A 24,305-nucleotide genomic window follows, 5' to 3' on the forward strand; every position below is an offset into this window, starting at 1 on the left:
TATCTTTGCGAATATTCGGTGCGAAGTTGCAGATAGTGCGAACGGAGAAGCGTCGACGAGGCCAGGAGACGGTGATGCCAGAACCGAACCTCGCCGACGCAGCATAGTGGGGTGTCATGCCACGACTGCCAAAACTGTCATGCCACAACGGTCCGCTGCGGCACACCGGAGTACTGACTCAGCGGCCTGATCAGTGCGTTCGACTGCCCCTGCTCGATGATGTGCGCCGTCCATCCGGTGATGCGGCTCATCACGAAGATCGGAGTGAACATCTCGACGTCGAAGCCCATGAGGTAATACGCAGGGCCCGTGGGGAAATCGAGATTCGGCTTGATTCCGGTTGCACTGACCATCGTCTTCTCGAGGATCTCGTACATCTGCACCCACTTCTCGCCGTCCGTCGCCGCCGCGACGTCGAGGAGCGCCTGCTTCATGGTCGGAACACGCGAATCGCCGTTCTTGTAGACACGGTGCCCGAAGCCCATGACCTTCTCTTTGGCAGCCAACTTCTCCGACATCCAGGCTTCTGCGCGGTCGGGGTCGTCGATCTCGAGCATGTCGTGCATGACAGCTTCGTTTGCGCCGCCGTGCAGCGGGCCCTTGAGCGTGCCGATCGCAGCCGTCACTGCGCTGTATATGTCCGAAAGTGTGGACGTCACAACACGAGCGGCAAACGTCGAGGCGTTGAAGGAGTGCTCCGCATACAGGATCAGCGAGACCTCGAAGGCCTTCACGATCGCCGGCTCCGGAACAGCACCAAAGCACATGTTCAAGAAGTTTTCGGCGAAACCCAGGTCCGACTGCGGCGCGATGGGATCCTGACCACGCCGGCGGCGGAAATCGGCTGCGACGATGGTCGGCAGCACGGCCGTCATCCGCAGTGCCTTGGCTAGATTGGCCTTCTCGGAGTTGTCGTCCTCCGCCGGATCCTCAGCGCCGAGGTAGCTGATCGCCGTACGGACCACATCCATGGGGTGGCAGTTGTCCGGCATCTTGGTCAGGAGCGAGAGCAGCGATCGATCGGCACGACGGGCCGCACGCTCACGCAGGCAGAGTAATTCGAGCTGCTCGGGAGTCGGCAGTTCGCCGTACCAGAGCAGGTGCGCAACTTCTTCGAAGCTGCAGTTCGCGGCAAGGTCCTGCACTGCGTAACCGCGATACGTCAACGAATTCGTCTCGGGCACTACCTTGGAGATAGCCGTCGTGTCGACGACAACCCCGGCCAAGCCCTTGTAGATCGTCGGAATCTGTTCGGTCATGTCCTACTCCCCTCCAAGCTGAAATTGAAAATGCCACTGTCGAATTCGTTGTAGCGCTCGTACTCGAGAATCTCGTACAACCTGCTGCGGTGCTGCATCTCACCGAGCAACCCTTCTTGCGTGCCCTCCGCAAAAATCTCGCGCAGACCCTTTTCGATAGCGAACATCGCCAACCGAAGAGTGGTCACGGGGTAGATGACGGCGTTGAAACCGATCTCTTCCAACGTCTTCGCCGAAATGAGATTCGACTTCCCGAACTCGGTCATGTTGGCGAGGAGCGGAGTGTCGACTGCTGCGCGGAACTTCTCGAAGTCTGCTTCGGTGGCAAGAGCTTCGGTGAAGATCAGATCGGCACCGGCATCCGCGTAGGCCTTTGCTCGCTCGATCGCTGCGTCGATACCGTCGATTCCGGCAGCATCGGTGCGCGCGCAGATGACGAAGTTCGGGTCACGACGTGCCGAGGCTGCAGCACGAACTCGGCGAACCATGTCTTCGGTAGGCACGATCGCTTTGCCGTCGAGGTGCCCACAGCGCTTGGGGTTGATCTGATCCTCGAGGTGCAGACCGGCTATACCGTCGTCCTCGAAGATCGTGACCGTGCGGGCAGCACTCATGGGTTCACCGAAACCGGTGTCGGCATCGATCAGCGTCGGGAGGTCGGTGACCCGCGCGATCTGCTTGCTGTGGGCGGCGACCTCGGTCAACGTGGTCAGCCCGATGTCGGGAAGCGCCAATCCGGCGGAATACGCACCACCCGAAACGTAGACACCTTCGAACCCGATTTCCTGAATGAGCTTGGCTGTCAACGGATTAATCGCACCGGGGAGTCGTTGAATCTTTCCGGACGTCAGCCCGGCCCGGAAGGCAATCCGCTTGTCGGCTGCAGACGTCGATGCGGCAATGAGACCCGTCATCAGAAGAGTCCCTTGGCGACCTTGGGGGCCAGAGCGAGAACGTCTTCGGAAACGGTGAAGGTCAGCTGATCGAGTTCGCCTGCCTTCAATTCGGCGGTGCGCTGTGCCGCGTCGAGGAAGCGATCCTGTTCGCTCGGCTCGATGACGCCCTCGGCGAGGGTGCGGAACTTCGCGACGTACTGATCGCGAGCGAACGGACGTGCGCCGAGCGGGTGCGCATCGGCCACCGCAAGCTCGTCGACGATGACCTCGCCGCTCTTCAAGGTGATCTCGGCGCGAGCACCGAAAGCCTTCTCGTCGGGATCCGTCGAGTGGTAACGGCGTGTCCATTCGGGATCTTCGCGCGTGGAGATCTTGTTCCACAGCTCGATCGTGTCGGGGCGCTGTGCACGCTCGGGCGCGTAGGAATGCTCGTGGTGCCACGTACCGTCCTGCAGCGCAACGGCAAAGATGTACATCACCGAGTGATCGAGAGTTTCGCGTGACGCGGTGGGGTCGAACTTCTGCGGATCGCCGGAACCGGTGCCGATGACGACGTGGGTGTGGTGACTGGTGTGCAAGACGATCGAGGCGATCTGGTCGAGATCGCCGACACGAGACCGCATCCGACGAGCTAGGTCGATCGGCGCCTGGCTCTGGTATTCCGCGGAGTGTTCCTTGGTGTACGAGTCGAGGATGGCGCGCTTCGCCTCACCCGAACCCGGAAGCGGAACGTGATACTCCTTGTCCGGACCACCTAGCAGCCAGGCGATGACGCCGTCTTCGCCTTCCCAGATCGGTGAAGGTGCACCTTCACCGCGCATCGCACGGTCGACTGCCTCGACGGCAACCTTGCCGGCCAGCGCAGGCGCGTATGCCTTCCAACTGGAGATCTCGCCCTTGCGAGACTGCCGTGTCGCCGTCGCGAGGTGCAGCGCCTGACCGATTGCCTGGTAGACCGTCTCGGTGTCGAGACCGAGCAAAGTTCCGATACCTGCCGCAGCCGAGGGGCCGAGGTGTGCGACGTGGTCGATCTTGTGCTCGTGCAGGCAGATAGCCCGAACCAGGTCGATCTGAATCTCGTAGCCGGTTGCCAGACCGCGAATCAGGTCCTTTCCGTCACGGCCGGTGTGCTGAGCGACGGCGAGGATCGGCGGGATGTTGTCACCGGGGTGCGAGTACTCGGCGGCGAGGAACGTGTCGTGGAAATCTAGTTCACGAACCGCGACGCCGTTGGCCCAGGCGGCCCATTCAGGCGAGAACGTACCGGGGATACCGAACACGGTGGAGCCTGGCGTATACGGATGCGACTGTGCTTGCGCCCGCGCATTCACCACGGGACGGCGCACCAGGGAGGCGGCAGCAACCGCCGCGTTGTCGATGATCCGGTTGACGATCATGTCGGACGTGGCATCGGTGACGTCGACGAAATCCGTCGCAACCTCCGCGATCTTCCACGCGAGGTGGTCTTCCTTGGGGAACTCTTCGGCAGAGCGGTGGGTGCGTACGAGATGCGTCTTCATCGATCCTCTTCTCACGTGCTTCGGTATCTATTTGCACGCTACGCAGCTCATTCACCTCGGGATAGGCCCTCGCAATTGCCTATTTGTGCAATAGCGATCCTGCAATGTTGCGAATGTTGCGAATGGCTCCTCGGTAGGGTGAACGCGATCGGCACCGAGGAGATTCGATGAAGAAGATGTACGCGGGAGCGCGGCTGCGACGGCTGCGGGAAGAACGAAACCTGTCACAGTCCGCACTGGCGAAGGCACTCGAACTCTCCCCCAGCTATGTCAATCAACTAGAGAACGATCAACGACCGCTGACGGTCCCCGTCCTCCTCAAGCTCAACGCCGAGTTCGATCTCGACGTGCAATTCTTCGCCTCCGATTCCGACGCACGCCTGGTTGCAGACGTTCATCACGCCCTGGCCGAAACCTCGGAATCCGGGGACGTATCGCTGGCGGAGGTGGACGAACTGGTGGCACGGATGCCGGCGGTCGGACGCACCCTCGTGATGTTGCACCGCCGCCTTCACGCCGCAACAGAGCAGTTGGACCAGTTCTCGACGCAGTTGTCCGCCGAGACAGCATCTGATGTGTCGCTCGTGCCCATGCCCTACGAGGAAGTTCGGGACTTCTTCTACGACCGAAAGAATCACATCGCCGTACTCGACGACGCTGCTGAGCGGATGTTCGTGGACAACGAATTGTCCGTGGGCGCAGTAGATCTGCAACTGGCACGACTGCTTCGCGATCAGCATGGCGTCACCGTGACGATCCGCACGGACGAACCAGACAAGCTCGGCCCCAAGCGCTTCTACGATCCGGACAAGTCGATCCTCACCCTGGCGCGGCGTCTGTCTGCAGGACAACGCGCGTTCCAGATCGCGATGCAGCTGGCCTTCTTCACACAGGCTGACGTGATCGATACCCTTGTCGCCGAGGATGAATCGTTGAGCGCCGAGTCCGCAGCACTGGCGCGCATCGGACTCGCGCACTACTTTGCCGGCGCACTGCTACTCCCGTACACCCAATTCCTGGAATCCGCCGAGGCCCTGCGATACGACATCGACCTGCTCAGCCTCAAATTCGAGGTCGGCTTCGAAACCGTCTGTCACCGGTTGTCCACCCTGCAGCGACACGGACAGCGCGGCGTTCCCTTCTTCTTCGTCCGAACCGATCGCGCCGGAAATATTTCGAAGCGTCAGTCTGCTACCGCCTTTCACTTCTCCCGAGTTGGCGGCAGTTGCCCGCTGTGGGTCATCCATGAGGCCTTCGCGAGCCCCGGACGTATCCTCACCCAGGTTGCGAAGATGCCCGACGGCCGGACATACCTCTGGGTGGCGCGCACTACCCACAGCGGCGGACTCGGATACCTCGCACCGGAGCGGAACTTCGCCGTCGGGCTCGGTTGCGACATCGGCTACGCCGATCGCATGGTCTACTCACACGGAATCCAGACGGACGACCCCGCGACCATCGTGCCGATCGGGGCTGGTTGCAAGGTCTGCGACAGACCGGCGTGCTCTCAACGCGCGTTCCCCCAACTCGGCCGCTCGATCTCCGTCAGTGAGAACAGCAGCAGCCATCTGCCGTATCCGCAACAATAGGGCGCAAACAATCGGGCGCACCGACTCCACCTGCGGTTCCCCTGAGCTACGACGCTCTTCTGCTTCCATGGACGTCATGCAACCCGATACCGTGCCCCCTCGTCGACTGGTTCTTCGCCGCCTTGCGGCCGTGGTCGGCGTTGCCGGAATCGTGACTGGTGTGGTTGCCTCGATCGCAACTCAGTTGGACGTCGATCACAACATCGTGATCGTTCTGGCGTCGGTGGCACCCTTGTTGATGATTGCTCCGCTGATCGGTGCCGTCGTCTCGGGTATCGGGCGTCAGTGGATCGTATGCGCCGCATCCCTTGTCGTCCTTGCACTGTTCGGATGGTCTGTGAGCCCGCTGTACATCGGCGGAACTGGGGAGTCGACGTCTGCGAACGGTCCATCGATTCGGTTGATGCAGGCCAACTTGATGGTCGGTGCAGCGGATCCGGAGTCGCTTGTGGCGATGGTCCGCGAACGCAACGTCGACGTGGTGACGGTCCAGGAGTTGACGTACCAGGAAGTCGAAGCGCTCGAAGCCGCCGGGCTTGAAGAGGTTCTGAGCCACCAGTTCCTGATCCCCTACGCCGACGGCGGTGGCGGGGCCGGAATCTACAGTCGCTTTCCGCTCTCCAATCCACGTAGCCTCGACGGGTTCTCACCCGAAACGCTGTCCGCAGAGCTGAATGTCGGCTTGGCGCAGCCAGTCACACTATTCGCCGTGCATCCGGCACCTGCGTACATCTCGCCGGCTTCGGTGTGGGCGGCCGAGCAGCGAAGGCTTGGGTCTTACATGGACGAAGCCGCCGGGATGGACAATGTGATAGTCAGCGGCGATTTCAATGCGTCGTACTCGAACAAGCAGTTTCGGAATCTCCTCAGAAACGGATATACCAGCGCCGCCGATCAATTGGGTTCCGGTCTGATCCCAACCTACCCGACCGACAAGTCGTATCCGGCGATGGTCGGTATCGACCACATCATCACCAAAGGCGCTGTGGTGACGTCCCTCGAACGGATCGAGATCAGGGGATCCGATCATCACGGCCTGATCGCCGACATCACGTTGTCTTGAGTAAATACTGGATTGAGCGAGCACCGGGGCACGACTGTGCCCCGGTGCTCGCGTCTTCAGTTGTCGCGGTTCACGCCGCTGTGGGCGGGCTGTTCCCGCCGATCGGATGCTGATACGGGTCAACGGACATCGGCGGATAGAACACCGTCTTTCGATCGGGGCCGATCTCGACCCGCCATTCGGTGTGGTGCAGTGTCCGGTGGTGATGACCGCACAACAAGATCAGGTTGTCGAGATCTGTTGGGCCACCATCATTCCAGTGAACGATATGGTGAGCGTCGCACCACCCCGAGGGTGTTCCGCACCCCGGAAACGCGCACCCGCCATCCCGAACTGCCAACGCCCGCCGCTGCGGAACTGTCGCTGTTCTGGCTTCCTTGCCGCAGTCGAGCGGAACACCATTTTCATCCAACAGAATCCGGGTGACCGTGCAGTCGCAGGCCAGCATCCGGGCAGTGTCGATACTGATGGGGCCCACCCAATCCGTCCACGCAAATCCGAGTTCCTCCGTCGACGGCAGGAGGTCTTTCAAAGCTTGCATATCGGTCATGTCTTTTGCGCTGGCGGTGACCGTGATGTGTGGTTTCACCCCGCCCTCGATTGGACCCAGTCCCGCCCGCTCGTACCGGCGCAACAACTCACAGAACCCGTCCGCACGTCGTAGTGCCGGAGTGCGGGTGTCCTTGACGCCGTCCTTCTCCGGCGTCGGCGCAGACAGACTCGACAGCAACGTGATCAACCGCGCCCCGTTCACAGCATCCAAATCACCCTTCACCGTGACCCGTCCGTACAGGCCTTTCGAAGCGTAGAACTCGTTCCGCTCCGAATCCTCACCGACAGGGACACCGTCCTCGCGTTTTCCGCACTGCTTCTCGATCCGCCGGATCGCCGCCCGCACCGCATCACAATCGGCAATGTTCTTCGACGCCAACCCCAACAGGATCCCGCGAGCTTTGTCGACATCGGCCGGCGTCATGTTCTTGGGTGGATGCTGACAGAACGACGCCACCTGCCGGGCTTTCAACGCATCCACATCACCACGATGAAACGCATCCGCGACAACAGGTTCGAGCATCAACAACCGCGCCAAACCGACCAGCAGACTGCACTCACCGATCTCCAAATTCGTCGAACCATGCAACCACTGCGCGATCGCCCGAAAACCCTTCCCACCGAGAACCTCCCGGGAAAACATCTCCACGATCAGCAACACCATCCGCGACTGCAACTCGTGCCGGACACGCACCAGATCGAGAACCTCGCTCTTGAGGCTCTCACCATCCAGTTGCCACGCATCCCGACTGTCCATTCCCAAAGTTTAATCGAACATACTTTCGATAACCAGAGACAAAACGGACAACTTCAGGAGCGCCCAGAACTCGAGACTCGTTGAAATACATCATCATTGAACTGTCCCACGCTGCTAGGTCGGAGTGACCATCGCAAAGTTCGGGTCCGGCTCGTCGAGGTACCCGGCAAGTTCTGCGAGCTTCGCCGGGTCGCCGGCAACCGAGATAGTTCCATTCGCAATCTCGGCACCCAAGTCCGCACCACCGAGCAGCACACCGAGTAAGTCGCGCCGACTCAGAGCAAAGGTCGCATCCACAGACCCTGCTCTCTCGAGTGGATCGATATCGAAATGAATCAGAACTCCGTTGCTGAGTTCCGTTCGATGAACGATGTTTTCGTCAGTGATGTTCCAATCGATGACGATGTGCGATCCCGCTGCGCGCACTCCGTCCACGCGCAGCGATACTGCATCGAAGACTTGACTCACCGACAGCGCCGCAGTGATGTCGGGCGCCGCGGCAACCGCGGGCGTTCCCACTGAGCCGTTCCGCAGTTCGTATGCACCGGTGAGGTAGAAGTTCCGCCATGTGCCGTTCTCAGCGCCGTACCCGAGTTGCTCGAAGGTATCGGCCTGCAGGTTCTTGGCCTGGACGTTGTCCGGTTCAGCGAACACCACGTAGTTCACCACCTGGGCAACCCAGCGAAAGTCGCCGCGCTCGTATGATTCCCGAGCTTTCCGTAACACTTCTGCTGATCCGCCCATGAACTCCACGTGACGCTTGGCCGATTCGACGGGTGGATGCTCCCACAGATGCGCAGGGTTACCGTCAAACCAACCCATGTATCGCTGGTAGATGGCTTTGACGTTGTGACTGACGGAACCGTAATACCCATGCGTGTGCCAGGCCTGCGCCAAAGCGGCTGGCAGTTCAATCGATTCGGCGATCTCGAGACCGGTCCACCCCTGATTGATTCGACGAAGTGTCTGATCGTGAAGGTACCCGTAGAGGTCGCGCTGCAATGACAGGAACTCGGTGAGCCGCTCCGTCCCCCACGTCGGCCAGTGGTGGGACGCAAACACGACATCGGATCGCGAGGCGTAACGGTTGATCGATTCCGTCAGGTACGCAGACCAGACGTGAGGATCTCGTACCAGGGCACCGCGAAGTGTGAGCAGGTTGTGCAGATTATGAGTTGCGTTCTCCGCCATACACAGTGCGCGCAAATCCGGGAAGTAGAAGTTCATCTCGGACGGCGCCTCGGTGCCTGGGGTCATCTGGAACTCGATCCGGACGCCGTCGATCGTCTCCGTGTGCCCTGTCTTCGAGATCGACACCGTCGGCGAAATGAGCGTCGGCGTGCCGGTTGAGGTGGTCTGCCCCAACCCTGCTCCGACGGCACCGCGAGGACCTCGGGGTAGTGCAGCCCCGTACATATAAGCCGCGCGTCGAGCCATTGCCGTTCCCGCATAGACGTTTTCCTCGACAGCATGCTCCACGAGTCCAGTGGGGGCTACGATTACGCATCGCCCGGCAGCGACGTCGTCTTCGGTGGTCACGCCTTTGACCCCGCCGAAGTGGTCGATGTGCGAATGCGTGTAGATCACCGCGACTACTGGTCGATCACCACGGTGCTCCCGGTACAACGCGAGCCCGGCGGCAGCGGTTTCCCGGGAGATCAGTGGATCGATGACGATGATTCCGGTCTCTCCCTCGATCAACGTCATGTTCGACAGATCAAGTCCGCGAATCTGATAGATCGAATCCGTCACCGCAAAGAGTCCTTGCTTGGCGACCAACCTCGACTGACGCCACAAGCTCGGATTGACCGTTGGCGGGCAGTCCTCATCAAGGAAAGCGTAGGAATCGTTGTTCCACACGACTTTCCCGTCCGAATCGGCAACCAGTCCCGGATCGAGCGCGGCGACAAAACCTCGCTTCGCATCGGTGAAATCGGTGTCGTCGGAGAACGGCAGAGTCTCGGCGACTCGGAAGTTCGCCGCTTCGATTGCGGCCGATGCTGCGCGGGGGTCGATCATGAGCCAGCCTTTCATGCAGAATTACGGCAATGCCGTATTGCCGTTCGAATGGAGGAAAACAGCAGGGCTAGCTCAGCAATTGCGCCTTTGCAGCCGCAAACTCTGCGTCCGTCAACAAGCCGGACTGATGCAGCTGCCCCAGTTCCTGCAATTTGGAGACCAGATCGTCGGCGCCGGAGGGGGGAACGGACTGTACGGGAGCGACCTGGGCCGGCGGGGCCTGTTGCTGCTGGTACTCCTGCTGCTGATCGTCAGCCTTGCGCTGGCTCCGTCGATCCATGGCGTTGGACGTCGCTTTTGCGGTTCCAGCCACTACCGCAGTGCGCGCTACCGTGCCGAGCAACCCCGGCCGCCCTCTGCGTCCACCTCGAAAAACCATGCCGAACTCCTTAGATGATTGTCGCTACTGAAATGCTGCTTCGACCGCTGCGACGACTACCTCGCGCGGGATCTGAACGTGTAGGACTACGTCGCCGCCGCCGCGAACCGTCGACGCGAGTTCACGCGCCCACGTCTGCTCGTAGACGATGACTGCGGCGGACGTGCCTGGTTCGAGTGACTCGCGGACCACGTCCAGATCCTCGTCACTGATCAATGCCTTGGCTTCGATGGACAGTATCGCCAGTCCGATGTCGGTGAGATCTTCGTCGACGTCTATCTGCGACACCTGTCCGTCTGCGTCCTTGGCGATGTAGACGAGGTCGAGCAGAGTGACAAAACCTCGTTCCACCACGTTCTGCAGCGCGGCAACCGCTTCGGGATCCACACTAGAGCCTGGGAATGCCAGCACCACGAGCTCGACCGGTCCGATGTTCATTGCGTCGTTCATCCATCAAGCCTGGTGGCTCGGACGCTTGGGAACCTCACCCGCAGGGGATGAATTACCCGATGCGATCGAGTTATTTGTTGCGACGAATGACTTCACGGATCGGGCGTACGTGTACGCCTTCTGCTGCGAGGGCGCGCCGGGCTTTGCCTCGGGTGACGAGCACGCCGACGATGCCGAGAACCCAGACCGGATATTGCACCATCCAGGCGACGCGGAAACCGTCGAACGTGTATCCGCCCATGTGTCCGAGGATCACGCCCATCACTTGAATCACGATGAGCGAAGCGAGGAATCCGCCGATGTTGACCATGCCTTGCGCTGTGCCCATCGCCGAACTCGGATTGGACGTGCGCGCGTAGTCGAAGCCGATCACCGAACCCGGCCCGCCCACCGAGATGACGACCACCAGGATCGTCAACAACCAGAGCGGAGACGGTTCGCTGCGTGAAAGAACGATCGTCCACATGAGCGCGCTGGCCACCATGATGGTGAGAACCAACCACGATCGACGCATAGGATAGCGACCGGTGAGGATGCCCAGTATCGGACCGGCCACGATTGCCGAGATGACCGACAACGTCAGCAATGAGCCGACCGTCGCAGAATCGAGGCCTTGAGCCGATTTCAGATACGGCACACCCCACAGCAATGCAAAGGTCGTGATCGAGAACTGTGTCCCCATGTGACTGAAGAACCCGAGACGTGTGCCGGGCCGCATCCACACCGTCTTGATCTGTCGCCCGATCTCCCTGGCGCCGGCCGGAACGGCCACCACTTCGGCGCCCGGAGGAGCGTCGCGGATGACGCTCAACGCCAGTGCAAACGCCAACAGTCCGACGGCGGCAGCGCTGCCGTAGGCAAAAGTCCAGCCCGGACCGGACAAAATCAACATGAACGGGAGCGCAGACATCACCTGGCCCAGCTGACCGAGGATGCCCGTGAACTGCGAGACCAACGGCACCTGCCGGGGCGGGAACCACTGCGGTACCAACCGCAGCACCGAGATGAAGGTGAGTGCGTCGCCGGCGCCGACGGCAATACGTGCACCGATCGCGACGGGCAGCGATTCGGTGAAGGCGAGTGCCAACTGCGCGGACATCATGATGAACGCACCGACTGCGATCATGATCCGCGAACCGTAGCGGTCGAGGAGGACTCCCGCCGGAATCTGCATACCGGCGTACACGACGATCTGCAGCACGACGAAGCTCGACAGAACGCTGGGCGAGATCGAGAACCGATCAGCAGCAGACAGACCCGAGACACCGAACGAAGTGCGGTGAAGCACGGCGATCACGTAGGCAAAAACACCGACACCCCAGACCAACCACACTTTTTTCATCGGGTCTGTATGTTACTCCTGTCTTTCGCAAGGCTCAGGACATGATTATTCGCGGCCCTGAGAGACCCAATTCAAATCTGCTGAACGGAAGCCTTCCGTAATCGCGGCGAGGGAGTCGAGGCGAGCGATCTGGTCTTCGCTCAGAACGATGTCCAACGCTCCGGCGTTTTCGGTGACTCGTGCAGCGAACCGCGTGCCGGGAATCGAAACAGAAGGCAACCCGTACTGCCGGCCCTTGGCATCGAGCCATGCCAGGGAAACCTGTGCAGGCGTCGCGCCGAGCTCCTCACCGACGGCGCGGACCACGTCGAGAACCTTCTGATTAGCAGGTAGCGCGGAGTCCGAGAAGCGTGGGAAGCGTCGGCGCAGGTCGTTGTCACCGAGCGTCTCCGCATCGAACGATCCCGCCAGGAAGCCTCGGCCCACAGGTGAGAAGGGCACGAATCCGACTCCGAGTTCCGCGGCGGTGGGTACTACCTTGTTCTCGACGTCCCGACTCCAGATGCTCCATTCCGACTGGATCGCCGCGATCGGATGCACCCCGTACGCACGACGCAGTTCATCGCCGGTCGCCTCGGACAGGCCGATGTTGCGGACCTTGCCCGCCTTCACCTGCTCTGCGATCGCGCCGACGGTGTCTTCGATCGGGACGTTCGGGTCGACCCGGTGTAAGTAGTAGAGGTCGACATGATCGACGCCGAGTCGTCCCAGAGACTCGTCGAGTGCCTGCGGTACGTAGGCCGGGTCTCCGTTGATCCCGCGCTGACCGTTGGCGATGTTGCCGACCAGACCGAACTTCGTCGCCAACTGCACTTCGTCCCGGCGGTCTTTGAGAAGCTCTCCCACCGCACGCTCGCTCGAGCCCTCGCCGTACACGTTGGCGGTGTCGATAAACGTGATCCCGATGTCCACCGCATGGTGCAACGTGGCGAGCGCCTCGGCCGGATCAACGGGGCCGTAGACAGGGGCGACGGACATCGCGCCGTATCCCTGGGCACTGACGGTGAGACCTTCGGCCAGAGTGACGGTGGGGACGGTCATGAAATCTCCTCGATTCGGCTAAGCGACAACCTCGACAGTCTTCACCGAATCGACGCCTCACGCACCGATTAACGTCACGCTGATCGGGTTACCCTCGAGTGATGGCATTCGATTGGCTCGAACTCGTGCTCACCGCCCACCGCGAATTCGGTTCACGACTCGCCGCAGTCGAGGACTGGAACGCACCCACGCCTGACTCCGACTGGCAGGTCGAACACCTTGTTCGCCACGTCATCGAGGAGCAGCAGTGGGTACCGCCGCTCCTGGCCGGACTGACTGTCGGCGAGGCAACTCCGGACATCGTTCCCGTCGGGGACGATCTGTGGACGGAATGGCAGAAGTATTCCGATGCCGCCATCAAGGCGTGGAAATCGACGGACCTCAGTGCCCACGTTCACCTCTCGTACGGCACGGTGAAGGTGGAACCGTATCTACGCCAACAGACCTCGGACGTCACGATCCACACCTGGGATCTCGCGCGAGCGGTCGGCGGGGACGAGCGACTCGATCCCGACCTCGTCGAGGCCGTCTGGTCCGACCTCGACGGGCAGCGCGACATGCTCGCCGAGAGCGGGCTGTTCTCCGCTCCCGTCGAACTTCCTGACGATGCGTCGTTGCAGGACAGGCTGATTGCCCTGACCGGTCGCGACCCTCGCTAGACGTTCAGCGACACACCCGCTGTGCGGGCGACGCCGTCCCAACCACCGGCAGGTGCACCGAGGCCGAGCAGAGCCGCAACCGTCGGCGCGACGTCGATCGTGCGAGCCTGCGTGTCGATCTTCCGTCCGCCGTCGAGAGCGGGATGCCCACCACTGAGGAAGAACGGGATGGGCAGTGTCACGAAGTGACCGTGGTTGCCGGGAATCGGGTTGGACAGTGGAGTCGGATCACTGAATCGCCAACCCTGAGCGCAAAACGCAACGACGTCACCGGCATTGGTACCGAGATCGAATTCGGCCGGAAGGTGGCTGGATTCGACGCCGTCGACTCCGTCCACGATCTGCTGAATCCGGCTGACGGCTTCCACCCGTTCGCCATCGGGTCCGATGAAGTAGATCAGGTCTGCACCACCGTTCTGGGCGATCCGAATCTTGCCTGCCAGCAACGGGTCCGCGTTCAGCGGTCGATCCAGGCCGATGAGCCTCGCGGGCTCCGACCAGTCCATGGAGTGGTCTGCCAACACGATCAGAATGCTCCGATTCCAACGACCGGTGTCGTGAAGGAAGTCGACGAAGCGGCGAACCTGGCTGTCGGTGTTCTGAAGTGCGGCGGTGCGGGCGATACGGATGGACGGACCGGACAGATCAAGGTGGCCGACGCGATCGACGTCACCGAGATTCGTGAACGACAGTCGCGGCGAGTTCCCACCGACGATACGGATCAGGGCGTCGATCGTGAAGTTGTCCGGCGCATGCTCTGTACCAGGAACAAGCGGCTGAGGATCCCACACCAGTGAGGCGCGATCACCGAACAGCCCGTGCAGGTAGCGCTTGGACAGCACACTCGCAGTGGTCAATCCGAGTTCGGTACGCACCCGATCCAGAACCGTCGAGGTCTGCAGGTCGGAAGGCCGATCGAGGTCGCGCTTCTTGTCGATGGACGGATCGTAGACGGAGTTGGCGGGTACGCCCGAACGCGCCGGCAGCACTCCCGTCATCATCGCGGTGTGGTTCGGCAGCGTCTCCGCGATCGGGATGGCGCTGGCGTCCGGGTAGTGAATACCGCCGACCGCAAGCCCGGTCAGCGTCGGGGTGAGCTCCGATCGCAATTCGTCCGGACGCATGCCGTCGACGACGATGACATGCACGTCCAGGTCTGGGATTCCGGCGCTGGTGGGAACACTCGCACGAGCCGGCGTTCCGAGCAAAGCCGTTCCCGCAACAACACTTCCACCGATCAGAACGCTACGACGCGAAACTTCGATACTCACTGGTCGACTCCTGGTCGGTACGAGGCCTGATCGAGGGCGGCCGAGGTGGGTGAGACTCTACTGCCCGCGCCTGCCGGTAGACGGTAGCTCACGGCGTAGTGCGCATTGCTCTGCGGATTGGTGAGATCGTCGACGTAGTACCAGTCCATCTGAGTACCTTCGCGGGCGATTTCGAATACGCCGTAGCCGTGCGAATCCAGTTCGACGTACCGCACATGTCGGTTCACGGCCTTGAATGCCTCTTCTGCCGCAACGGTTACCGTGCGCGGCGGCACTTTCAGCATGTCGTCGATGTTGGGCGAGGTCACCGACGGGACGACGAACTCGGCGCCGACGGTCGTCCCACCCGGATAGTTGGCGGCGTTGGTCGGTAGGTCGCACGCCCACGACGTGTGGATGTCACCGGTGATGAAAACGGTGTTGTCCACACCGTTCGAGGTGATCGCGTCGAAAAGCCTGGTGCGGTCGGCGGTGTACCCGTCCCACTGATCCGTGTTGTACGGGACACCGGCCTGCGGCACTCCCACCAGTTCGGTCAACGCCGAGGTGGTCGCCGGCTCCAGCGGCGGGAACACGCACGGCGTGATCATGACCGGATTGCCGACGATCTTCCACTGCGTCGGGGAGGTGACGATTCCGTTGGTCAACCAATCCATCTGTGCGCGTCCGGTAATGGTGCGCGACGGATCGTCGACCTGCTTCATCGTCGGCTGCTCGTCACGGTAGGTACGCAGATCCAGCATCGAGATCTCGGCCAGATTCCCGAAGCGGAACCGTCGATACAGCTGAACATTCGAACCACTACCCGACGGGCGGACGGGCATCCACTCGAAATATGCCTTGGCCGAGTTCGCCTTTCGATCAGCCCAGTCACCTTCGACACCGGGAGTGTGGTTTTCGGCGCCGTCCAGGTACGCGTTGTCGGCCGATTCGTGATCATCCCACGTGGTGATGAACGGGAGCTTCAGGTGCAGAGCTGCCAGATCCGGGTCGGTCTTGTACTGCGCGTGCCGAATTCGGTAGTCGGCCAGCGAGATGATCTCGTGGGCCGGCTCGTGAAGGCGAACGGATCCGTTTCTCGCGCCGTACTCCCCCTGCCCGTACTCGTAGATGTAGTCACCGAGGTGGATGATCGCGTCGAGGTCTTCGCGAAACGCGAGGTGACGATAGGCACCGAAATACCCCGCCTCCCAGTTGGAGCAGGACACCACGCCGAAGCGGAGACGATCAAGATCTGCCGAGTTCGACGGAGCCGTGCGGGTGCGGCCCACCGGAGAAACGGCCGAACCCGCAGTGAATCGGTACCAGTACGCCGTCGACGAATCGAGGCCGGTGACGTCGACCTTCGCGGTGTGATCGGAATCTGCCGAAGCAGCAACACTTCCGGACGCAACGACGCTCGCGAACCCCTCATCGGTCGCGACCTGCCAATTGAGCGTCACCGCCGGCCCGACGCCGGAACCGGGCGTCGCGTCTGCCGTCGGGGTGATGCGGGTCCAGATGATCACCGCATCCGGCAACGGGTCGCCGGATGCCACGCCGTGCGCGAAGCCCGGGCTGCCACCCGGAACCTCAGCACCGGCGTGGCTCGCCGAAGCGACACCGAGACCTACTGCGCCGGCGAGGGCCGCCGATCCCTGCAGCAGGCCACGTCTGGATATTCGATCGAAGGCATTCGTGTGCACGCTAGGAGTGAACCCGCACCTGAACAGCCGTTCAAGAGAGCTTCGGGATGTTCACCCAGGCTTCGCCTGCGCTTCTCTGGAAGTTTGATCGAGTCGATCCCGTTCACAACCGGTAGTCGAGGGCCGAGCCTCGAACCACACCGACCTTGACTCCGATGTAACCGCCGAGTGCGCCCCCGGCCGCGATCAGGATCCAGAACGCCGGCGGAATCAGAGCCTCGGACCCGTCGACCTCGGAGAACGCGGAATAGCCGGCGATCAACGCACCGAACAGCACGGGCAGTGTCAGCAGTGCAGCAAAGAAAGTCACCCACACCGATACGAAGCGCCCCTTCCACCGGGCAATCTCGTGCAGAACCGTCAGAACGACCAGGAAGACACCACTACCGGTCAAGAAGGCGGCCAGAACTGCAAATCCGAAAGCCGAAGTCGGTTCCGACTCCACGTGAATCCCCCTGTACGTCAATCACCTGCACACTCAGCCCCAACTGCGATGCGACGAGTCTATTCACGACGGACAACGTTTGTGGGCAACTCGAGTCGCTCGTCTGCCGGAAAGACACCCCGCTGACGCCTATGCTTGGAAAATGACCGAACCCGACATCAAGCCCAGAAGTCGTGACGTCACCGACGGACTCGAAAAGACCGCAGCGCGCGGCATGTTGCGTGCAGTAGGAATGGGCGACGACGACTGGGTCAAATCGCAGATCGGCGTCGCCTCGTCCTGGAACGAAATCACGCCGTGCAACCTGTCCCTCGATCGCCTGGCCAAGGCCGTCAAGGAGGGCGTACGGGAAGCCGGCGGGTTCCCTCTCGAATTCGGCACTATCTCCGTTTCCGACGGCATTTCGATGGGTCACGAGGGCATGCATTTTTCCCTCGTCTCTCGCGAGGTGATCGCCGACAGCGTCGAGACCGTCATGCAGGCCGAACGCCTCGACGGATCGGTTCTTCTTGCCGGGTGCGACAAGTCGTTGCCCGGCATGATGATGGCGGCGGCCCGCCTCGACCTGGCCAGCGTATTTCTCTACGCCGGTTCCACTCTCCCCGGCGTCGCGAAGCTTTCCGACGGCACCGAGCGCGAAGTCACCGTCATCGACGCGTTCGAGGCCGTGGGCGCCTGCTCGCGTGGGCTGATGAGCCGCGCCGACGTCGACACCATTGAACGAGCGATCTGCCCGGGCGAAGGCGCGTGCGGCGGCATGTACACCGCAAACACGATGGCCAGCGCCGCCGAGGCCATGGGAATGTCGCTGCCCGGCAGCGCTTCACCACCCGCACCGGACCGTCGCCGAGACGGATTCGCCCGCGAGAGCGGCAAAGCCGTGGTCGAGCTCCTGCGTCGAGGCATCACCACCAGGGACATCCTCACCAAGGAGGCGTTCGAGAACGCCATCGCGGTGGTCATGGCTTTCGGCGGTTCCACCAATGCGGTGCTCCATCTCCTCGCGATCGCGCACGAAGCGTACGTCCCGCTGACGCTCGACGACTTCGCTCGCGTCGGCGCGAAGGTCCCGCACCTCGCCGACGTCAAGCCCTTCGGAAAGCACGTCATGACGGACGTCGACCGTATCGGCGGCGTCCCCGTCATCATGAAGGCATTGCTCGACGCGGGACTCATGCATGGAGATTGCCTGACCGTCACCGGCAAGACCGTGGCGGAGAACCTGGCGCACATCACCCCGCCCGATCCCGACGGCAAGGTTCTGCGGGCGATGAACAAGCCCATTCACCCGACCGGAGGCATCACGATCCTGAAGGGGTCGCTCGCTCCCGGCGGAGCAGTCGTTAAGTCGGCCGGATTCGAATCCGACGTATTCACCGGAACTGCACGGGTTTTCGAACGCGAGCGCGCCGCAATGGACGCACTCGAAGACGGAACCATCACTGGTGGTGACGTTGTCGTCATCCGCTACGAGGGCCCGAAGGGCGGCCCCGGAATGCGCGAGATGCTGGCGATCACGGGCGCGATCAAGGGTGCGGGTCTCGGCAAGGACGTCCTGCTGCTGACGGACGGACGATTCTCCGGCGGCACCACCGGCCTGTGTGTCGGACACGTTGCGCCCGAGGCCGTCGACGGCGGTCCCATCGCGTTCGTTCGTGACGGCGATCAGATCCGGCTCGACGTGGGTACCGGACAACTCGAATTATTGGTCGACGATTCCGAATTGGAAGCCCGCAAGAAGGGCTGGGAGCCGTTGCCGCCTCGCTACACGCGCGGTGTGCTGGCCAAGTACTCCAAGCTCGTGGGATCAGCCTCGGGTGGAGCAGTGTGCGGCTGATCCCAGCCCGCTGCTAGATGGGCCGGTACCCGGCGCCAACTCCTCCGTGGGCATTGATCGTGTCCACGATGGAGGTCATGTTGGTGCCGAGTTCCGGCCCCAGGCACGGCACCCAGAGATAGGCGTTCACCATCGCGACCAGTGTCGTACCGACCGTGACCGGAGCTCCCGAATCACCGTGGTCGACGCAGATCTGAGTCCAGGTGGATGCGTCTGCGCTCAGGTCTCCCCAGACGACGCCGCAGGTGGTGCCCGTCGTACGGCCTTCCTTGCAGGCTGTGGCCGGGAAGCTGGCCGGAGCGCCGATCGAGGTGATGGTGGCCGCGCCCACCGTTCGAACTGGCGTGACCTTGCCCGGATCGAACTGTATGACGCCGTAGTCCAGCTCCGGGTTCGACTCGACGAACGTGCCGACCACGCCCGCGCCCTCATTGCTTTCCGGGATCACGGAAGATCCAGGGCCACCGCAGTGACCTGCGGTGATGCCCACAAGTCTGCCGCTGTTGTCATGACCGATGGTGGTCAACGTACATACCAACTGGTTGTCGATGATGATGCCCGAACCACCGCCCATGGGCGTGGGTGCAGCAACCGCGTTACTGCTGACGATGAAGCCGAGTCCGAGTGCCAAGACCAACGCTGCCAGAGCCGAAACAATTCGCTGCAACATCACAATCTCTCCGCCGGTAATCTCCCCGCTGCAAAAAACGCATACCCCGGAAAGTGGAGACTTACGCAGCGGTTCTAGTCGGTAGCTCCGAGCGCCTCGAGCATCTTGCGAGCCTCTTCGAGTTGACGACTCAACTCGTCGACTCGCGCCGCAGCCATGTCTCGCGCAGCGACGATGATGGACTCGACGGCTTCGATGGCGGTGGGCTCACCCAACTCGCGGACAGCTCGCTCGACTGCATCGGGTGCGACCGGAACCGCTTTGCCCGGACGCTTCGCGCCCTGTGTGACCGTCACACTCCAATCGTTGTCCGCACCCGCATGGATGGTGACGCTGATGCCGGCGGGCAGTTTCTTCGCACGCTTGACGGCCGGGCGAGGTGTCGCGGCAGGAGTAGCCGGGGCGGTCGACACCGGGGCGGGTGCAGACTGTGCCCGGGGCTTGGGCCGAACGGGCTCTACGAGTGGCTCCATCGGCTCCATCAAGGGTTCGGACTCCACAACTGGTTTAGGCCGCGGCGCCGGTTTGGCCGGCGACGCGGACACACGGTTGATGCGCAATTCTTCTGCCTCGAAAGGCAATTCGTCGTTGACACCTTTGGGGCGGATGAGCACGGTATTGCCGTCCACCGACACGACTTTCGCCGAGGTACCGGCTTCGATCCCCAGGCTGGGGGTTGCCTCGCGCAGATAGACGGTGGCGCGCTTGCCTTCGGCGACAGCCGTGGCGAGCGCTGCCAGATTTTCCGCAGTGAGGTGATCCGGCGTTGATGCGGCAGCGCCGGAACGTCTACGGGGTGGCATGCGCAAGTCCTTTCAGAAGAATGTGGTGCATTTCAGTATCGATAGTGCTTTTCTCGGGGCAACTCTTGCACAAGCCACCGACGTGTTCGCTCTCACCGCCCGCATGAGCCCGAGGATTCGGAGGCGGTTCAGCCGATTCAGTACTGTTCTCGGGGCACCGCGTGGAAGATGGTGGACAGTAATTCGTTGCGGCAAGAAGGAGCACGGTGAGCAGTTCGGAGTCAGAGTGGATCGACGAGGTCACCGAACCCGCACCTTCTGAATCTCACGCTGCCGAACCTCACACTGCTGATCCGGTCGACGTCGATGCTCATCTACTCAGCAGAATTCAAGCCGACATCGAGGAGTCCCTCCTCGGCGGACCGCGCTGCTTCACGCAGTCGCAGATCGCGGAATTCGCCGGTGTGACACGCGAGCGTGCCGATCGTTTGTGGGTCGCGATGGGCTTTGCCGTCGACGAGGATCCCGACGCGGTCATGTTCACCCAGCAAGACGCCAACGCACTCAAGACGATCATCGACATGGTCAATCGAGGAGTCATCTCGCAGAACAGTGAGGTGGCAGCCGCTCGTTCTCTCGGACAGTCGATGTCGAGGTTGGCGGAGTGGCAGGTCTCGCTGATCAGCACCCACATCATCGATCAGCTTGCGGACTCGGTGGATCACGAACCCGACGCCATCAGAAATGTCGTTCTACGTCTGGGCGCCGAAATCATTCCCGCTGTCGAATCACTCCAGACGTACGTCTGGAAGCGCCACGTCGCGTCGTCGACGGGCCGCAACGTGGGAAACCCGGGCGAAGAAGTCGCGAGTCGTGTTCTGGTCGTGGGTTTCGCCGACATCGTCGGGTACACCTCGCTGACCCGCGGCCTCGACTCCGCCGAACTCAACGATCTGCTCGAGCGGTTCGAGTCGGCGTCCACCGAAATCATCGGGCGCAACTACGGCTGGGTGGTCAAGACCGTCGGTGACGAAGTCATGTTTGCCGCCGAAAGTCCCCACCACGCCGCCGAGATCGCTTTGCAGATCCAACAAGCCGTCCTCGCCGATCACGACGATCCACAGCTTCGGGTGGGTCTGGCCATGGGGCCGACGTTGGTTCGCTTCGGAGATCTCTACGGTTCGGTGGTCAACAAGGCCGCGCGCCTCACCAGCTCCGCTCGTCCCGGCACCGTGCTGATCGACTCAGAGCTGGCCACCCAGCTCGGCTCGGACGCCAATTTCAAACTGCGACACCTTCGTCCGCGACGAGTGCGCGGCATCGACCGCCTCGAGCAGTACGTGCTACGACGCAACCTGGAGCCGTGAGCGTCAGCTCGACACTCCGCGTGCAGCCAGAAAGTCGTCTACGATCTGCTCACACGCAGCCTCCCCGAGAGGCGTCAGCGTGGCCAGCTTGGTGAGCACCAAAGGTCCGACCAACTGAGCAAGTGCGACGTCGTAGTCGTACTCCCCCAACGCGTCGATCGCGTCCGGCGCGCGCAGGATCCGATCGAACGCGTGACGGTACTGCTCGAAAACCGTCTGGCGCAGCGATCGCAATTCGGGCTTGTCCGTGGACAGGGCATCGACGCTCGAGTAACCCTTCAGCTCCGGCCCCAAGCCGAGCCAGCACATCGCCGTCACCTGGATCGGTGCGCTTTCGATGGCCTTGGCCTGACTGGTCAACAACTCGAGCAATTGCGCGCGGAGATCGCCTTCACCGGACATCTCCGGCACGGGCGGTAGTAGACGTGCAAATGCCGCGGCGAGTAACTCCGTGCCGCTGTCGAAATGGCGATACAGCGTCGCACGGGCGACGTTGGCCAACTTGGTGACGGCATCGATCGTCACGGCGTCGACGCCGCCTTCTGCCAGCAGCTTGGTCGCTGCGTCGAGCAACCTGGACCTGGAACGCTGTTTGCGCGGGTCCTCGTCGTTTCCCTGCTTGTCGATTCCCACCGTCACAACTTCAGTTATACCCACTTGGGGGTTGTGGAACTGCTGGTCTTGTAACAATACTGATGGTCTTGTTTCTATCGGGAGGTTTCGTGAGTAGCGATACGACGCTCGAACAGTCCACGTGGACCATCCGACAGATCTGGATGCTGACGGTCGCGTGCTGCGCCGTCGCGCTGGTCGTCGCAGCGATGGCCGCGCTCAACACGGCCCTTCCCGACTTGGCCCGCGATACCGGTGCAACACAAAGCCAGCTCACGTGGATCGTAGACGGGTACACGCTCACGCTGGCTTGTCTCTTGTTGCCGGCGGGCGCGCTCGGCGATCGTTACGGTCGACGCGAACTGCTCATGTTCGGACTACTTGTTTTTGCTGCCGGCTCGTCGATTCCGGTCCTCGCGGACGAACCGTCGTGGATCATCCTCTCCCGCGTGATCTCCGGCGTCGGCGCCGCATTTGTCATGCCGGCGACGTTGTCTCTACTCACTGCAGGTTTCCCGCCGGCGCAGCGTGCCCGCGCCGTCGGAGTCTGGTCCGGCGTCGCAGGGTCCGGTGCAATCGCCGGACTGGTCGTCTCCGGCCTGCTCCTCGAAAAGTGGTCGTGGCATTCGATATTCGTCAGCCTGGCCGTCGTCTCCGTCCTGATCCTCGCAGTATCGTTCACGATCGTGACGTCGAAGGACTCGGAGGCAACTCCACTCGATCTTCCAGGCACCGCACTGATTGCCGGCTCGATCGGACTGTTTGTCCTGGGGATGATCGAGGCACCCGCCCGTGGTTGGTTCGATCCGGTGGTTCTTGCTCTGCTGATCGGCGGAATTGCCATGACGGCAGTCTTCAGCTGGGTCGAATTACGCACTCGCCATCCACTTCTGGACGTCAGACTGTTTGCCAATCGCGCATTCGGCAGTGGCGCAGCGTCACTGACCCTGCAGTTCCTGGCGACCTTCGGCCTGTTCTTCCTGATCGTGCAGTATCTGCAACTGGTACTCGACTACTCCCCCCTGCAATCGGCGCTAGCCCTCATGCCGATCGCCGTGCCGGTGATGGCCCTGTCCGTGGTTGCGCCCCTGATGATTCCGCGTATCGGTCTACGCGCCCTCACCGCCACCGGAGTCGCCTTCCTCGGAACCGGAATTGCACTCCTGACTCGCTTGGACGCCAATTCGACCTATGCCGAAGTCTGTGTTCCCTTGGTAGTGGCCGCCATTGGATTGGGTTTGTCGACAACCCCCGCAACTGCTGCCATCGTCTCCAACGCACCGGACTCCAAACAGGGAGTTGCATCAGCAGTCAACGACGCAACCCGTGAGATCGGCTCCGCCATCGGCGTTGCACTGGCGGGAAGTATCCTCGCCGCAGGCTACGGAAATCACGTCCAGCCCGCGGTCGACTTGCTACCCGAACCGGCCAAGGAACCGGTCTCCGGTTCTCTGGCCGCTGCTCTCCACGTCGCCGAAGCAGCCGGGCCGCAGGGTGCCCAGTTGGCCGACTTCGCCCGTGAAGCCTTCATCAAAGGCATGGACCAAGGAGCACTCACACTCGCCGCGATCATGTGGGTATCCGCGATCGTTCTGGGATTCTGGGCTCCGGGTCGTCAGCGAGACTGACCGCCTCGTCGATACGCCGGGGCCTTGGTCGCCTGCTTCGACTGCAACGTCTGCAGCAGGGGCATCGACCGGAGCGGTACCACCACCGAGAGAACCATGACGCTGGTCGACCGGGTGGCTATCCCCGACCGATTCAGTTCGAGCAGCGTCGCTTGCAAATCCTCGTGCGAAGCAGCGGCAATCCGGCACAGCACGTCGCCGGAGCCGGTGGTGGCAAAGGCTTCGAGCACACCGGGGATTGCCTCGAGTTCCGCTGTGACGGTGTCGAGCGCCCCCTGGGCGATCTGCAAAGTCACGAATGCCTGTACTCCGAAACCCGCTGCAGCCAAATTGATGTGCGGCGCGTATCCGGCGATGACGCCCGCATCTTCCATCCTTTTCAATCTCGCCTGCACTGTCGCCCGCGCAACCTTGACCTGACGCGAAAGCTCCAACGCACCGGCTCTCGGGTGCTTGTTCATCGCGTCCAACAGAGCCAGATCCACTGCGTCGAGATTCACGTCTGCTCCACTCGTCGTTCA

Annotated in this window: 22 protein-coding genes; 6 read left to right on the forward strand and 16 right to left on the reverse strand. The window is 62.0% G+C overall.

Features of this window, described 5'->3' with window-relative positions:
• Positions 1–137: 137 nt before the first annotated feature.
• Genes R4P65_RS05305 through prpD form a run of 3 tightly spaced genes read right to left on the reverse strand, consistent with a single transcriptional unit; the run spans position 138 to position 3,675 of the window.
• Positions 138–1,259, reverse strand: coding sequence for a bifunctional 2-methylcitrate synthase/citrate synthase (locus R4P65_RS05305; RefSeq protein WP_019745266.1), 1,122 nt, complete (start codon positions 1,257–1,259; stop codon positions 138–140).
• Positions 1,256–2,173 carry a methylisocitrate lyase gene (prpB, locus tag R4P65_RS05310; protein ID WP_317825716.1) on the reverse strand — a complete coding sequence of 306 codons (918 nt, stop codon included), beginning with the start codon at positions 2,171–2,173 and terminating at the stop codon, positions 1,256–1,258. The genes R4P65_RS05305 and prpB overlap by 4 nt, the downstream gene beginning before the upstream one ends.
• A complete protein-coding gene (prpD, locus tag R4P65_RS05315) occupies positions 2,173–3,675 on the reverse strand; it encodes a 2-methylcitrate dehydratase PrpD (protein ID WP_317825717.1) in 1,503 nt (500 codons plus the stop codon). Before prpD ends, prpB begins: the two co-directional genes overlap by 1 nt.
• A 167-nt stretch (positions 3,676–3,842) precedes the next feature.
• On the opposite strand from prpD, the gene R4P65_RS05320 reads away from it, so the two are divergent.
• Together R4P65_RS05320 and R4P65_RS05325 are read left to right on the forward strand one after the other, a co-directional pair.
• Positions 3,843–5,264 carry a short-chain fatty acyl-CoA regulator family protein gene (locus R4P65_RS05320; RefSeq protein ID WP_317825718.1) on the forward strand — a complete coding sequence of 474 codons (1,422 nt, stop codon included), beginning with the start codon at positions 3,843–3,845 and terminating at the stop codon, positions 5,262–5,264.
• 67 nt (positions 5,265–5,331) lie between these two features.
• A complete protein-coding gene (locus R4P65_RS05325; protein ID WP_317825719.1) occupies positions 5,332–6,327 on the forward strand; it encodes an endonuclease/exonuclease/phosphatase family protein in 996 nt (331 codons plus the stop codon).
• Positions 6,328–6,397: 70 nt separating this feature from the next.
• On the opposite strand, the gene R4P65_RS05330 is transcribed toward R4P65_RS05325, so the two are convergent.
• The 6 genes from R4P65_RS05330 to R4P65_RS05355 form a co-directional block, all read right to left on the reverse strand.
• Positions 6,398–7,636: an HNH endonuclease signature motif containing protein gene (locus R4P65_RS05330; RefSeq protein WP_317825720.1), complete on the reverse strand. Its 1,239-nt coding sequence runs from the start codon at positions 7,634–7,636 to the stop codon at positions 6,398–6,400.
• Positions 7,637–7,750: 114 nt separating this feature from the next.
• Positions 7,751–9,655 (reverse strand): alkyl/aryl-sulfatase, encoded by a 1,905-nt coding sequence (locus R4P65_RS05335; RefSeq protein WP_317825721.1) that lies wholly within the window; start codon positions 9,653–9,655, stop codon positions 7,751–7,753.
• A gap of 67 nt (positions 9,656–9,722) precedes the next feature.
• Complete coding sequence (locus R4P65_RS05340; protein WP_230815350.1) at positions 9,723–10,034, reverse strand: SHOCT domain-containing protein; 312 nt, start codon at positions 10,032–10,034, stop codon at positions 9,723–9,725.
• A gap of 24 nt (positions 10,035–10,058) precedes the next feature.
• Positions 10,059–10,484 carry a DUF6325 family protein gene (locus tag R4P65_RS05345; protein WP_317825722.1) on the reverse strand — a complete coding sequence of 142 codons (426 nt, stop codon included), beginning with the start codon at positions 10,482–10,484 and terminating at the stop codon, positions 10,059–10,061.
• A gap of 70 nt (positions 10,485–10,554) precedes the next feature.
• Positions 10,555–11,826, reverse strand: coding sequence for an MFS transporter (locus R4P65_RS05350; protein WP_317825723.1), 1,272 nt, complete (start codon positions 11,824–11,826; stop codon positions 10,555–10,557).
• Positions 11,827–11,871: 45 nt separating this feature from the next.
• Complete coding sequence (locus tag R4P65_RS05355) at positions 11,872–12,867, reverse strand: aldo/keto reductase (protein ID WP_019745276.1); 996 nt, start codon at positions 12,865–12,867, stop codon at positions 11,872–11,874.
• A 101-nt stretch (positions 12,868–12,968) separates the two neighbouring features.
• On the opposite strand from R4P65_RS05355, the gene R4P65_RS05360 reads away from it, so the two are divergent.
• A complete protein-coding gene (locus R4P65_RS05360) occupies positions 12,969–13,526 on the forward strand; it encodes a TIGR03086 family metal-binding protein (RefSeq protein WP_317825724.1) in 558 nt (185 codons plus the stop codon).
• Here R4P65_RS05360 and R4P65_RS05365 read toward each other — a convergent pair.
• From R4P65_RS05365 to R4P65_RS05375, 3 genes are all read right to left on the reverse strand, one after another.
• The gene (locus tag R4P65_RS05365; RefSeq protein ID WP_317825725.1) at positions 13,523–14,797 is read right to left on the reverse strand and encodes an alkaline phosphatase family protein; all 1,275 of its coding nucleotides are present in this window, start codon (positions 14,795–14,797) and stop codon (positions 13,523–13,525) included. The genes R4P65_RS05360 and R4P65_RS05365 overlap by 4 nt on opposite strands.
• Positions 14,794–16,482: an alkaline phosphatase D family protein gene (locus R4P65_RS05370; protein ID WP_317825726.1), complete on the reverse strand. Its 1,689-nt coding sequence runs from the start codon at positions 16,480–16,482 to the stop codon at positions 14,794–14,796. Before R4P65_RS05370 ends, R4P65_RS05365 begins: the two co-directional genes overlap by 4 nt.
• A 103-nt stretch (positions 16,483–16,585) precedes the next feature.
• Positions 16,586–16,927 (reverse strand): hypothetical protein, encoded by a 342-nt coding sequence (locus R4P65_RS05375; RefSeq protein ID WP_317825727.1) that lies wholly within the window; start codon positions 16,925–16,927, stop codon positions 16,586–16,588.
• Between the two features lie 142 nt (positions 16,928–17,069).
• Between R4P65_RS05375 and ilvD the strand changes: the two genes are divergently transcribed.
• A complete protein-coding gene (gene ilvD / locus R4P65_RS05380; protein ID WP_317825728.1) occupies positions 17,070–18,764 on the forward strand; it encodes a dihydroxy-acid dehydratase in 1,695 nt (564 codons plus the stop codon).
• 13 nt (positions 18,765–18,777) lie between these two features.
• On the opposite strand, the gene R4P65_RS05385 is transcribed toward ilvD, so the two are convergent.
• On the reverse strand, positions 18,778–19,434 hold the full coding sequence (locus R4P65_RS05385; RefSeq protein ID WP_317825729.1) for a S1 family peptidase: 657 nt from the start codon (positions 19,432–19,434) through the stop codon (positions 18,778–18,780).
• A gap of 74 nt (positions 19,435–19,508) precedes the next feature.
• Positions 19,509–20,237, reverse strand: a complete 729-nt coding sequence (locus R4P65_RS05390) for a DUF6319 family protein (RefSeq protein WP_317825730.1) — start codon at positions 20,235–20,237, stop codon at positions 19,509–19,511.
• Between the two features lie 326 nt (positions 20,238–20,563).
• On the opposite strand from R4P65_RS05390, the gene R4P65_RS05395 reads away from it, so the two are divergent.
• Positions 20,564–21,544 carry an adenylate/guanylate cyclase domain-containing protein gene (locus R4P65_RS05395; protein ID WP_317826128.1) on the forward strand — a complete coding sequence of 327 codons (981 nt, stop codon included), beginning with the start codon at positions 20,564–20,566 and terminating at the stop codon, positions 21,542–21,544.
• Between the two features lie 3 nt (positions 21,545–21,547).
• Here the strand turns inward: R4P65_RS05395 and R4P65_RS05400 are convergent, their stop codons facing one another.
• Positions 21,548–22,183, reverse strand: a complete 636-nt coding sequence (locus R4P65_RS05400) for a TetR/AcrR family transcriptional regulator (protein WP_317825731.1) — start codon at positions 22,181–22,183, stop codon at positions 21,548–21,550.
• Between the two features lie 56 nt (positions 22,184–22,239).
• On the opposite strand from R4P65_RS05400, the gene R4P65_RS05405 reads away from it, so the two are divergent.
• The gene (locus R4P65_RS05405) at positions 22,240–23,784 is read left to right on the forward strand and encodes an MFS transporter (RefSeq protein WP_317825732.1); all 1,545 of its coding nucleotides are present in this window, start codon (positions 22,240–22,242) and stop codon (positions 23,782–23,784) included.
• Here the strand turns inward: R4P65_RS05405 and R4P65_RS05410 are convergent.
• Positions 23,772–24,284: an Lrp/AsnC family transcriptional regulator gene (locus R4P65_RS05410; RefSeq protein WP_269590737.1), complete on the reverse strand. Its 513-nt coding sequence runs from the start codon at positions 24,282–24,284 to the stop codon at positions 23,772–23,774. The genes R4P65_RS05405 and R4P65_RS05410 overlap by 13 nt on opposite strands.
• Between the last annotated feature and the right edge of the window lie 21 nt (positions 24,285–24,305).

This window comes from Rhodococcus sp. IEGM 1318 (genome assembly GCF_033142465.1).
Lineage (GTDB): Bacteria > Actinomycetota > Actinomycetes > Mycobacteriales > Mycobacteriaceae > Rhodococcus_F > Rhodococcus_F qingshengii_B.

Bases quoted from the DNA above. Each gene is read 5' to 3' on its own strand.
- R4P65_RS05305 (WP_019745266.1), bottom strand. From the start codon at position 1,259: ATGACCGAACAGATTCCGACGATCTACAAGGGCTTGGCCGGGGTTGTC.
- prpD (WP_317825717.1), bottom strand. From the start codon at position 3,675: ATGAAGACGCATCTCGTACGCACCCACCGCTCTGCCGAAGAGTTCCCC.
- R4P65_RS05320 (WP_317825718.1), top strand. From the start codon at position 3,843: ATGAAGAAGATGTACGCGGGAGCGCGGCTGCGACGGCTGCGGGAAGAA.
- R4P65_RS05335 (WP_317825721.1), bottom strand. From the start codon at position 9,655: ATGATCGACCCCCGCGCAGCATCGGCCGCAATCGAAGCGGCGAACTTC.
- R4P65_RS05360 (WP_317825724.1), top strand. From the start codon at position 12,969: ATGGCATTCGATTGGCTCGAACTCGTGCTCACCGCCCACCGCGAATTC.
- R4P65_RS05390 (WP_317825730.1), bottom strand. From the start codon at position 20,237: ATGCCACCCCGTAGACGTTCCGGCGCTGCCGCATCAACGCCGGATCAC.
- R4P65_RS05330 (WP_317825720.1), bottom strand. From the start codon at position 7,636: ATGGACAGTCGGGATGCGTGGCAACTGGATGGTGAGAGCCTCAAGAGC.
- R4P65_RS05325 (WP_317825719.1), top strand. From the start codon at position 5,332: ATGGACGTCATGCAACCCGATACCGTGCCCCCTCGTCGACTGGTTCTT.
- ilvD (WP_317825728.1), top strand. From the start codon at position 17,070: ATGACCGAACCCGACATCAAGCCCAGAAGTCGTGACGTCACCGACGGA.
- R4P65_RS05405 (WP_317825732.1), top strand. From the start codon at position 22,240: ATGGTCTTGTTTCTATCGGGAGGTTTCGTGAGTAGCGATACGACGCTC.
- prpB (WP_317825716.1), bottom strand. From the start codon at position 2,173: ATGACGGGTCTCATTGCCGCATCGACGTCTGCAGCCGACAAGCGGATT.
- R4P65_RS05350 (WP_317825723.1), bottom strand. From the start codon at position 11,826: ATGAAAAAAGTGTGGTTGGTCTGGGGTGTCGGTGTTTTTGCCTACGTG.
- R4P65_RS05355 (WP_019745276.1), bottom strand. From the start codon at position 12,867: ATGACCGTCCCCACCGTCACTCTGGCCGAAGGTCTCACCGTCAGTGCC.
- R4P65_RS05345 (WP_317825722.1), bottom strand. From the start codon at position 10,484: ATGAACGACGCAATGAACATCGGACCGGTCGAGCTCGTGGTGCTGGCA.
- R4P65_RS05340 (WP_230815350.1), bottom strand. From the start codon at position 10,034: ATGGTTTTTCGAGGTGGACGCAGAGGGCGGCCGGGGTTGCTCGGCACG.
- R4P65_RS05385 (WP_317825729.1), bottom strand. From the start codon at position 19,434: ATGTTGCAGCGAATTGTTTCGGCTCTGGCAGCGTTGGTCTTGGCACTC.